The 10,459-nt window shown below is 37.7% G+C and carries 12 protein-coding genes; 2 read left to right on the forward strand and 10 right to left on the reverse strand.

Annotated elements, in window-relative coordinates:
• The first annotated feature begins 233 nt into the window (after positions 1-233).
• Positions 234-989, forward strand: coding sequence for a tyrosine-type recombinase/integrase (locus BM266_RS16665; RefSeq protein ID WP_093407237.1), 756 nt, complete (start codon positions 234-236; stop codon positions 987-989).
• 2 nt (positions 990-991) lie between these two features.
• On the forward strand, positions 992-2,119 hold the full coding sequence (locus BM266_RS16670; RefSeq protein ID WP_093407235.1) for an IS91 family transposase: 1,128 nt from the start codon (positions 992-994) through the stop codon (positions 2,117-2,119).
• 295 nt (positions 2,120-2,414) lie between these two features.
• On the opposite strand, the gene BM266_RS16675 is transcribed toward BM266_RS16670, so the two are convergent.
• The 10 genes from BM266_RS16675 to BM266_RS16735 form a co-directional block, all read right to left on the reverse strand.
• Positions 2,415-3,017, reverse strand: a complete 603-nt coding sequence (locus BM266_RS16675; RefSeq protein WP_245760482.1) for a hypothetical protein — start codon at positions 3,015-3,017, stop codon at positions 2,415-2,417.
• Positions 3,018-3,582: 565 nt separating this feature from the next.
• Positions 3,583-4,101, reverse strand: a complete 519-nt coding sequence (locus tag BM266_RS16685) for a hypothetical protein (RefSeq protein ID WP_093411604.1) — start codon at positions 4,099-4,101, stop codon at positions 3,583-3,585.
• 606 nt (positions 4,102-4,707) lie between these two features.
• Positions 4,708-5,214, reverse strand: a complete 507-nt coding sequence (locus BM266_RS16695; RefSeq protein ID WP_093411606.1) for a hypothetical protein — start codon at positions 5,212-5,214, stop codon at positions 4,708-4,710.
• A 169-nt stretch (positions 5,215-5,383) separates the two neighbouring features.
• Positions 5,384-5,794 (reverse strand): hypothetical protein, encoded by a 411-nt coding sequence (locus BM266_RS16700; RefSeq protein WP_093411607.1) that lies wholly within the window; start codon positions 5,792-5,794, stop codon positions 5,384-5,386.
• A 210-nt stretch (positions 5,795-6,004) separates the two neighbouring features.
• Positions 6,005-6,646: a hypothetical protein gene (locus tag BM266_RS16705; protein WP_093411608.1), complete on the reverse strand. Its 642-nt coding sequence runs from the start codon at positions 6,644-6,646 to the stop codon at positions 6,005-6,007.
• Between the two features lie 152 nt (positions 6,647-6,798).
• The gene (locus BM266_RS16710) at positions 6,799-7,101 is read right to left on the reverse strand and encodes an SMI1/KNR4 family protein (protein ID WP_093411609.1); all 303 of its coding nucleotides are present in this window, start codon (positions 7,099-7,101) and stop codon (positions 6,799-6,801) included.
• A gap of 172 nt (positions 7,102-7,273) precedes the next feature.
• Entirely contained in the window at positions 7,274-7,834 is a 561-nt protein-coding gene (locus BM266_RS16715; protein WP_093411610.1) for a Riean_0653 family protein, read from the reverse strand.
• 151 nt (positions 7,835-7,985) lie between these two features.
• Positions 7,986-9,083, reverse strand: a complete 1,098-nt coding sequence (locus BM266_RS16720; protein ID WP_093411611.1) for an NINE protein — start codon at positions 9,081-9,083, stop codon at positions 7,986-7,988.
• A complete protein-coding gene (locus BM266_RS16725; RefSeq protein ID WP_093411612.1) occupies positions 9,080-9,598 on the reverse strand; it encodes a hypothetical protein in 519 nt (172 codons plus the stop codon). The genes BM266_RS16720 and BM266_RS16725 overlap by 4 nt, the downstream gene beginning before the upstream one ends.
• 600 nt (positions 9,599-10,198) lie before the next feature.
• A partial coding sequence (locus BM266_RS16735; protein WP_175494818.1) for an ATP-binding protein occupies positions 10,199-10,459 on the reverse strand: 261 nt, incomplete at its 5' end.

The raw sequence follows: 10,459 nt of genomic DNA on the forward strand, positions 1-10,459 counted from the left end.
TGTTGAACTAAACCTAAAGGTAGCTTCAAGAGATCGCTAAATCACTATTCACTACCTTTAAGTATCTCTAATTATAATATTTAAAGTTATGAAAAAAAAGTAGTACCCTCATTGACAGGGCCTGTAATTCTGTACCTGAGTTTGATCAGCTGTACCGCAAGTTAAAACGTTCGGTAGAACTCGCCGGTAAAAGCCAAAGTACCCTTACCAACTATGCCCGCTGCCTTGCGCATATGTCCCTCCATTTTAAATGTAGTCCTCTGGACCTTGACGAGGAACAGGTTTTGGACTACCTGCACCTTTTGAAATCGCAGCGCAAAACACCATCCGACAGTTTCTTCAAGCATACGGTCTATGGTCTTCGCTATGCCTATCGAATCTCCGGGATGAAGGAAATGCGGGTTGTGCTACCCTCGATAGAACGACCCCACCAACTCCCGGTGGTACTAAGCCGTAGTGAGATTAAACAACTGCTTAAAACACCCAAACTGCTCAAACACCGCTTGGTGCTGGCGATACTCTACGGTTGTGGCCTTCGCTGTTTTGAACTTCGGAACCTTCAATTAAAAGATCTGGATTTTGATCGTAAGATGCTTCACATCCGCCAGGGCAAAGGAAGAAAAGACCGTTATGTTCCTTTATCCCAGATGCAGATTCGTGGCCTAAAAAAATATATCGCTGCAGATAATCCTACCATCTGGTGTTTTAATGGTTACGACAGGAAAGGTAATCCATCCCAGTTATCGGCAATGGGGGTACAATGGATCGTCCGGGAAGCCCGTAAACATAGCGGAATCCAAAAAGAGATCACTACCCATAGCCTTCGGCACAGCTATGCCACCCATCTTTTGGAGATGGGGTTGGATATTATTAGTGTCAAGGAACTTCTTGGACACGCAGATATCCAGACTACCCTCACCTACCTACACGTGGCACAACTCGGTAGGCAGAAGCCCTTCAGTCCTCTGGATCGGCTCTACAAGGAGTAGGCGTGAAACCTGCTGCTCACGAGGTGGCCCAGGTGCTGGAAAGGAATACGGAATCTTTATCCAACTATTGTTACAACAGCTGGCAGACAAGAACCCTGCACGCCTTGCGCAAATGCCGCACTGCTGCCCTGGGTGGCCATATCGACCGTTGTAACAACCCTTCCTGCCATAGGCTTCACCTTAGTTACAATAGTTGCCGGAACCGCCATTGTCCCAAGTGCCAGGGACATAAAAAGGAGGAATGGATCCGGGCGCGGGAAGAAGAACTCCTAAATGTGCCTTACTTCCACGTGGTCTTCACATTGCCATCAGAGCTCAACGGCTTATGCCTGTATGAACCTAAAAACATGTACGGTTTACTGTTTAAAATAGCCTGGCAGGTGATCCAGGGTTTTTCCTCCAACCATAAATTTCTGGGTGCTAAACCAGGGATGATCGCCATCCTGCATACCTGGGGACAAAACCTGTCTTTACATCCCCACTTGCATTGTATTGTTCCCGGCGGTGGTATTGCCCAAAGCGGTAAATGGAAATCTGCAAAAAGCAAAGGTAAATACCTGTTTCCTGTAAAGGCAATGAGCAAAGTCTTCAGGGCACGTTTTGTGGCTGCACTCCGGAAAATCCTGAAAAAGGAACAGCCTTCTGAATTCTATGAGAGCCTGTTTAAAAATGATTGGGTAGTCTATTGCAAACGTCCCTTTTTAGGTCCCGCCCAGGTGGTGGAATATCTTGGCCGTTATACCCATAAGATCGCCATCAGTAACCATCGGATAAAAAACCTGGATAATGAAGGCGTTACATTTGCTGTAAAGGACTACCGCCACGGGGGAAGAAAATCCTTACTACGTTTATCCGATGCAGAGTTCATCAGGCGGTTCGCACTTCACGTACTCCCTAAAGGCTTTGTTCGCATCCGACATTACGGGATCTTGAGTTCCTACCACAAGAAAATCACGCTTACCCAGCTACGGCAAAGCCTGGGACGGGTACAACTCGAAAAACGAAAACCATTACAACACCGGCTGTGCCCGGTGTGCAAGAAAGGAAAATTGGTGACCCTTACTACTTTTACGGCACGAGGCCCACCTGGATACTGGATGGAAAAACTAAGAAAACAATCAAATAAATGAGTATAAAAAAACGATCCTTCAATGCGTAACAGGAAACCTATGGCCTAAAACGATCAAAATAGCATGAAATACCAAAAGTGCTATGGAAAACATTGCAAAAAGGAGTTGCACCTTCCCTCAATAATCAAAATCTGAAATCCAGGAAAGAGGTTTCAGTCTTCTACTCTAAAAAATCAATCTCTCAAAAACAGGCTAATCCCCATATATAATTAACCAGCAAAGAACCGGTTTAGTCAACAGTGCGTTCATGTTCGGCCGTACCGGCCACACGAACGCTTAGTTATTGTGCATAGTATTATTCCGCATTCCATTGCTCATTTCTCTTTTCTTGGTCGTTAAGAGTTAAAAAATGTATAGCTACAACTAATTGGATATTTGGATTGTTTAAGTCAAAATTCTTTTTATCACTCGCTATGTTTTGATGAAAAAGACCAAACCCAAAATCTCCAAGATCATTTAATCTTTTGGCGTATTCCGCTATTTTGGGATTGTTTTTTCCGAGTTCACTCAAATACTTCTGGTATTTTCCATTGGGAACGGCACAAATACTTGTTTTAGTTTTTCCGCTATCAGGATAAGTGGTTTTACAAAAACTCCAAATTTCTTCAAACGTTGATTTAGAAATTTGATTATATAATTCTTTTTGTTTACTAAAATCTATATTGTTCCAGAACTCATTTCCTGTGGCATATAAATAATCGTGAGGTATTTTTTCATAGCATTTTTTAAAATCCCTTTCTTTTCCTGAACAAATTTCATTTTTAAAAAACTCAGTAATTTTATTCAAATCAGAGATTTGGTCAGATGAAAAGTGATTTTTTAATTCGGTGGTAGAGTGTTGGGCGCTACAGGAGAAGTTCAATTGTAGAATTATGATTCCAATTACTAATATTTTCATTTTTTTCATATTATGCACAACGTCCCGTATAAAAACAGTGCTGCCGGTGAGCTTGATTTTCCGTTAGGAAAATCAGGCGCAACAGGGAAGCACGGAGTTTCGAATTAGTATTGACTGAAGCATTGTTTTTATATAGTGTTGTGAGCCGTTGTGTTTTAAAATCCGCTGCAAAGAGGTTCCAAAAATGGCCTTTTTGAGAGATTAGTTTGCTGATTTGCTCTGGCCAAAAGTCCGTTATTTTGATCATTACATTGGATTCTGCCATCCGTCCATTGCCAGCTCAAGTGCCCAGTCTAGGAAAATTAAAAATAGAATGACTAGTGCGATAATCGTGACTATATTTAAAAACTTCTTCTTGTTCATCTGAATATCTAGATTGACTTTGTTAGTTAAATTTACCCAATATTACCCTCCATTTTGCAATGGCTCACAACGTCCCGTATAAAAACAGTGCGAGCTGGCAAGCTTGATTGTCCGAAGGACAATCAGGCGCTGCAAGCGAGCAGGAAGTTTCGAATCAAGACTGAATTTAGCATTGTTTTTATATGTTGTTAGCGCAAGGCTTTTATTCCTTTCTGTTCAAAACTTGTCTAAAATAGCTATTTAACAGTCCTGGTCCGTTAAATCTACTTAGCACTACTTCACTGGCTTTTATTTCTGCATTCCGATATTCGCGACTGTCCGATTCAAAACTTCCCAAATAAGCCATTTTATAAATTTCATCGTCCGACTCTTCCTGATAAGCTTGTCGGAGTAATTCTTTTCCTTCTTTTTCTAAGCTATCATAGTCTCCAAACTCATAAGGAAAAATCGAGATTGTATAGCCAGTCAGGAACTTAAACTCAGTAAGATGTTGAAATTTTCTCTTCCCTTCTTCATACATCTTTTGCATTCTTTGACGGAGATTTACTCTCTCTTGAAACTCAGAAGGAGCATCCTCAATTGCAGTCCAAAGGAAAAAATAGAAATGTTTCCAAACATCGAAATTTGATGGCTCACTATTATAAAGTTCAACATATGATTCAAATGCAGCGTTAAAGTTGCCTTGTTCTTCTATGTTTAAAATGTCACTCAGAGCTGTCATTTTTTATTTTTTCAGCTTTGCGCTAACGTCTCGTATAAAAACAGTGTGAGCTGGCGAGCGTGATTGTCCGAAGGACAATCAGGCGTTGCCGCCGAGCAAGGAATTTCGATTTGAGACAGGTTTAAGCATTGTTTTTATATATTGTTGGCAGCAGTGTTTTTTTCAATCCGATCAGTCAATTTTAGGTGTAGTCAGAAAGAGCCAAAGCCAAAAAGCTGCCCAAATAAATCCGAGAGAGTTTATAATCAATAATGCGATACTTTTATTAAATCTTTTTTTAAAAGTCAGTCCGGAAGTTAACAGTAAGAGATTCACCGAAAGAGAAATGGGTAAAACCAAAAGTCCGTAACCCATTGATCCTCCTTTATTCAAAAGAAGGATAATAGAGTAAGGCAGAAAATAGAGATTTGTCAAAATCAGTAGGGTCGATATTGACAAGTTGGTTATTTTCACATTCATTTCTATAATTTAAAATTCCGAGTTTTCACATTGCTGCCAACGTCCCGTATAAAAACTATGCGAGCTGGCGTGCGTGATTGTCCGCAGGACAATCCGCTGAGCAAGCGAACACAGACTTTCGATTCGAGACAGGTTTGAGCATTGTTTTTATATGTTGTTGCCAGCAGTATTTTTTTCGACAGGCACTATTGAATCTTTAAAATTAACTCTCAAGTAGATTAAAGCCAGGATCATTATTAAAGCCATAAGGTTTATTAAAAAAAAGTGAGACTCAGAGTCATCCCGAAGGTAGATTATAGATGTCCCCGTAAAATATTCGTAGTCTATCCAAAAGTTATAATCCGAAGTGGCAGGTTTTTGGTATCCAAAACTAACATAAGGTCCGATAAAATAATACCAATAAATTCCAAAGAAACTAAACTGAAATAATTGTAATGCAAAATTAAAAATAGAAAGAGCGATGCCTCTTGGTCTATTAAGAATCAACTGCGTTCCTGCATATATACATATACCAATTAGAATTAATAAAGGCAAGGTAACTGTGAGAAAACTAACCATTCCAACTTCTGCTAATCTATTAAAAAAGGCGTAAACTAATATCAATCCGCCTACGATTTGAATAACACCAATAAAAAGTCTTAGAATTTTATCCATTTATTTTTTCCTTTATCTGTTTGGTTATATTGCTGGCAACGTCTCGTATAAAAACAGTGCGAGCTGGCGAGCTTGATTGTCCGTGGGCCAATCAGGCGCAGCAAGCAAGCACGGACTTTCGGTTCAAGACAGGTTTTAGCATTGTTTTTGTATGTTGTTGGCAAATGTTTTATTGTTTCTCAAGTACCAAGTCAGTTCTGTCAACGCATGACGTATTTAATTTCATTTTACCGTTTATGAAATTGTAAGCCCACTTAGAATTATTTATTTTCACCACCAGGATTTTTGGATCATCAGAATCAAATGCACATCCAAAATGATCTTTTCCAAAAGAATACTGATATTCCCCAGTCGGATAGCCCGCGTTTTCACCTCCAGTCACTTTTAATAATCCGGTTTGTCGAAAATCATAGATGATATTCTGGTCTGAATAATCAATTGAACTTTCTCCTTCCGATCCGTAAAATTCGGCTTGAATTAATTTCCATTCTCCCACAATTTGATCTGTAGAAATATCATCATCATTTGAGCAACTTGCACAAATTGCAAATGTTATTAATAAAAGAAATACTCTTTTCATAATTTTTAAAATTAAAGGTTAGTAACTGTTCAAAGGCTTTTATAATATTTGCCAACGTCTCGTATAAAAACTGTGCGAGCGGGCGAGCTTGATTGTCCGTCCTGTCCCGTAGCTTTTGCGGAGGGAAGGACAATCCGCTAAGCAAGCGAGCACAGAATTTCGAGTTGAGATTGATTTAAGCATTGTTTTTATATGTTGTTGTGCAACGTTTTATTCGACGCAATGCAGTACAAATTGTCTTTCTTCATAATGCTTTAAAATCTTTCCCGAACTTGGTTCAATATGTAATATTTCTTGGTCTGAAAAACATTTTTCCTGATTCAAAGTATTGAATACTATCCAATAATAATGGTTATCATTCGAATTAAACTCCAAGCGCACTGTTGGATCTGTAGTTGAAATGTTTAAGTCTTGTTGGGCAATTATTTCGTCCAACTCGGAGCGTGTTAACCAATTTGATGGTCGGTTTTTCAAAAGAAAGTCAGGTATTTTTTGAAGGTCGATTTCTTGAGCTAAATTTAAGTCAGAATCCAGATTGAGAACGATTCTTTTATCTACAAACTTGTAATCAAAATCTGGATGATCTAAGACAAAGACAATTTGTTTACCGTTTACAAAATCTCCTTTAGTATATTTTCTTTTACCTATTTTCTCCCATTTAACCTTACCCGACTTTGTCCGATATTGATAATAAGAGTCTGGATCAAGTTGAAAGTAACCAAAAAGACTATCGCCCACAGCCTCTTTTAAGTGAGATTCTGCTTTCTCAATAAGATTGGTTGTCAAATACTTCTGCCCCTTTACAGAAAAAGAGATCAGGGATAAAATCAGGATGAAGATAACTCGGCTCATATTTTGTTTTAAATGTTGCACAACGTCTCGTATAAAAACTGTGCGAGCTGGCGAGTGTGATTGTCCGCAGGACAATCCGCTAAGCAAGCGAGCAGGGAATTTCGATTTGAGACTGATTTGAGCATTGTTTTTATATGTTGTTGGCGTGTCGTTTACTTTTTCATTTTTATCAGTTCCTCTATTGAGTCCGCCACCTTTATTCTCTCAGTTGAATCCATTGGAATAAAAGGAATGGAATAAAAAATACCGGTGGATAAGTCCACCGCAAATAATTCTCCGCCTCCACTTGAACCAACTCCGAAATAATTCGGTAAGTATTGCTCTACTCCATAATCCGCATTTAATTTTTCCATTTCCTCCGCAGGCCAAAAAAAATAATCCAAATCCGTTTCTGAAGTTTGAATGGCATCAAACCCTAAATTTTTAAAAAAGTTAATTATAATTTTCTTGTCCATAATCTTATTGAAATGCACGCCAACGTCCCGTATAAAAACAGTGCGAGCTGGCGAGCTTGATTGTCCGCAGGACAATCAGGCGTTGCAAGCGAGCACGGAACTTCGAATTGAGACAGGTTTGAGCATTGTTTTTATATGTTGTTGTGCAAAGTATTTTTCCCGATGAACCAATTTATCGAGAGGTATAATAGGGGAGATCAAATCTGCCATTCCTTATTTCGACTATCTCACCACTCCTCGTTTCTTCGGCATCAAACCAGAAGGTTCCAGAAACAATTTGTCTTTCTTCATCAATATTCGAAATAAACAATTCACCTGTATTTTCTTCGTTAGTTATGAATCCACCCATGAGTAGATTATTGTAGCTCCCCGTCTGGTTAGACTCAGGGGTCGAAAGTGTATAAGTGTTCCCTTCAACCAATTTTTCATTGCGTATTGTTATCATCATCATTTTACTATAAGTCGATTCTCTATTTCTGATAGAAAGTCCAAAAACAAAGTCATCATCTCCATCACCTGAATAGGTATATTGTGCTTGAAGAACAGATCCAGAGTTTAAACTCTGCCCGCCAGGAAGTAATACCTCCCCATTAACTAAACACCCCGCTGTGTTGGCTCCAGTCTGTGTTATGGCTGGTAAACAATCTATTGGGTCCTCACAATCCTCTTTTTTAGAGCAAGAAGAAAAAATAAATAAAACAACTGTAAAAATTAAAAAAGGTCGGATTTTCATAACTTAAATCTTATCAATTATATTTTGCACAACGGTCAAGTATAAGAGCAGTAGCGGATTTCAAGGCGATTACCTGTCCGCCACCACCAAAGTTTATTAAATGCACAGACCTTGATTTTACCACTTCACCCGCTATTGCTCTTATACAATGTTAGGCACTGGCTTTTTCTAATTTTAGTTCTTTTTTTATCAATTCTAAAGCACCTAACTCCATTGGGTCAGGGTTTTTGTCTGTGTTTACTATACTTATTGCCAAATCCATAATTGTGGTTCTTTCGTCAATCGTTTTCTTACTCAATTGCTTAAGTGCTTCTCGAAAGTCTTTACTTTCACAGTATGTCCTCCTGATTTCGTTTTCCAACAAGTCAAGGTCAAAATCCATGTTTGATTTATTAACCAAAAAGGCTATAATGATTTCTCGCTCCTTTTTTCTTAAATAACCGTCTGCTCTGGCAACAAATGTTAAGACCAAAATTTCAGATTCGAGTTCTTGAAAGACATTAGTTATTATTCCAATTGGAGATTCATTAAATCTGTCAAGAAAGTATTTTTCAGGGTTGTCAAAAACTTCTCCGGTTTCTATGTCTGTTAACTCTGTAATTCTTGAAAGTTTGAAAGTCCTTTGGGCGTTTCGCTCATGACAATAGGCTTTTATCATGTAGTCATCATCTATTGTTGGATTTATTGAATACATTGTAATTCTTCTTTCACTCTTCTGTCCTTGAGCGTCTTTGTAGGCTATTTGAGCTAAGGAATTTAGCTTAATTGTTTCAAATTCCTCTGGTAACTCAACTTCTTCCAAAAAGTCGTTCTCTGGAATATGAAAAGTGTTTTTGACTGATTTAGGAAGAGGTCTATTGTCAATCTCACCATTTATTATTTTTTGGACTTCATTATCTTCAAATTTATAATTTCCCGATTCTTTGCTGTGATTTCTGATTTTTTGAAAGCAATTTTTACAAGCTCCGTTATTTTCTCCTAAACCCCAATACGAAGTAGTGTTCTCTAAAAGTTGAGTTTTACAAGCAGAACAGTGTAAATTTAAATTGTTGTTATACGTGACTTCAAAGTATTCTTTGCTCATAAAAGAGAAAAAAATGCAGTCATATAAGCCGATAACCGAAGGAATGAAAGTCCAACAGAACAATATTGAAAGTACACCTTTTCCTGTTTGACCTAAATAAAATCTATGAACTCCAATGCCTCCCAAAAAGAAGGCTAATATTGCTGTGGTTTTTTTGTTTTTCATTTCCTTTTTATTTGGCCAATAATTTGTGTTTTTAATTCTTCAATTAGAATTGAATATTCTTCATAGTCAGGAAAACCATTTTTCCATTTTAATTCTTGATGCATACTACCTCCGTTAAAAACAAAGTCAGAAAAGGAATACATAAGGTCTTCATATTTCAGTATTTTATTCAAAAGCGAGTCTTCTGTATAACATTTGGTCAAAACTTCTAACCTTGATAAATCCGCTATGATTTTATGTCTGTCCGCAGACGGTAATTTTTCATCTCTTATTTTATAATAGTCGGACAATGTTTGAATGTCTTTTTTCTCCTTGTCGCGTAAATCTTCGATAGAAAAATAAAGCTCTTTAAATTTCCCATAGTCTCTGCTCAAAGACTGTATTAACTCGAAAATCTCCTCTAATTTGTGAGTTTTTATTTCACGTTTACTATTCTTGTTTGCGTGATAAATTGCAGCCATTCCAATCGCAACTGCACCAACAGTACCAATAGCGGTCAATATGTCTAAAATCATTTTATAACACATAATTCATTTTCACTGTGTCGGTTTTTTTTAGCTTGTGCCTAACGTCCCGTATAAAAACTGTGCGAATTGGCGAGCTTGATTGTCCGCAGGACAATCAGGCGTTGCAAGCGAGCACGGAGCTTCGATTCGAGACAGGTTTAAGCATTGTTTTTATATATTGTTGGGCACAGTGTTATTATTAGATGATAAAGAAGAGTAAAAAAATCAATAAAATTAAATAAGATAAAATCAATGATACCTTTTGAATTTTACTCTTTTTACTTTCAGATTCAAATTTTAGTAGGAGATTAAGATATTCCTTATTTCGAATAAACTTAAAATATCCCAGAATCATAAAAAATATAAAAATCCCCACTACAACAACCTTATTACCATAAATGTTGAAAGGTAGATTTATATCAAAATATTCTAATGTATTAAATATGGCAAAAACAGTTAACTGGAGAATTAAAGCCAAAAGAAAATTTGCAATATGCTCTGGTTGCTCATCTTTGGTGGATGAGCCGGTCAAAGTGAACCACGTGCGCCGGATGAAAGTGAGCATAGCAAACTAAGTGCGCAAAATCGATTCTACTGTGGTTAAATTTACTATTTATTTTTAAGTTTTTTCCTCATTGATTCCCCTTTGATATCTATTCTGTGAGCCGTATGAACTAGACGATCCAATATGGCATCTGCAATAGTCTGCTCCCCAATAATCTCGTGCCAGGCCTCTACGGGTAATTGGGATGCAATGATGGTAGATTTTTTTCCGTGCCTATCTTCAATAATTTCCATAAGAGAGTGCCTGTTAATATTATCCAGACCTTTAAGTCCAAAATCGTCAAGTATGAGCAGATCCTGCTTTTC

Source organism: Salegentibacter flavus (assembly GCF_900115145.1).
Taxonomy (GTDB): domain Bacteria; phylum Bacteroidota; class Bacteroidia; order Flavobacteriales; family Flavobacteriaceae; genus Salegentibacter; species Salegentibacter flavus.

Coding starts and splice junctions, on each gene's coding strand:
- BM266_RS16665 (WP_093407237.1), top strand. CDS start 234: ATGTCCCTCCATTTTAAATGTAGTCCTCTGGACCTTGACGAGGAACAG.
- BM266_RS16675 (WP_245760482.1), bottom strand. CDS start 3,017: ATGAAAATATTAGTAATTGGAATCATAATTCTACAATTGAACTTCTCC.
- BM266_RS16685 (WP_093411604.1), bottom strand. CDS start 4,101: ATGACAGCTCTGAGTGACATTTTAAACATAGAAGAACAAGGCAACTTT.
- BM266_RS16695 (WP_093411606.1), bottom strand. CDS start 5,214: ATGGATAAAATTCTAAGACTTTTTATTGGTGTTATTCAAATCGTAGGC.
- BM266_RS16700 (WP_093411607.1), bottom strand. CDS start 5,794: ATGAAAAGAGTATTTCTTTTATTAATAACATTTGCAATTTGTGCAAGT.
- BM266_RS16705 (WP_093411608.1), bottom strand. CDS start 6,646: ATGAGCCGAGTTATCTTCATCCTGATTTTATCCCTGATCTCTTTTTCT.
- BM266_RS16710 (WP_093411609.1), bottom strand. CDS start 7,101: ATGGACAAGAAAATTATAATTAACTTTTTTAAAAATTTAGGGTTTGAT.
- BM266_RS16715 (WP_093411610.1), bottom strand. CDS start 7,834: ATGAAAATCCGACCTTTTTTAATTTTTACAGTTGTTTTATTTATTTTT.
- BM266_RS16720 (WP_093411611.1), bottom strand. CDS start 9,083: ATGAAAAACAAAAAAACCACAGCAATATTAGCCTTCTTTTTGGGAGGC.
- BM266_RS16725 (WP_093411612.1), bottom strand. CDS start 9,598: ATGATTTTAGACATATTGACCGCTATTGGTACTGTTGGTGCAGTTGCG.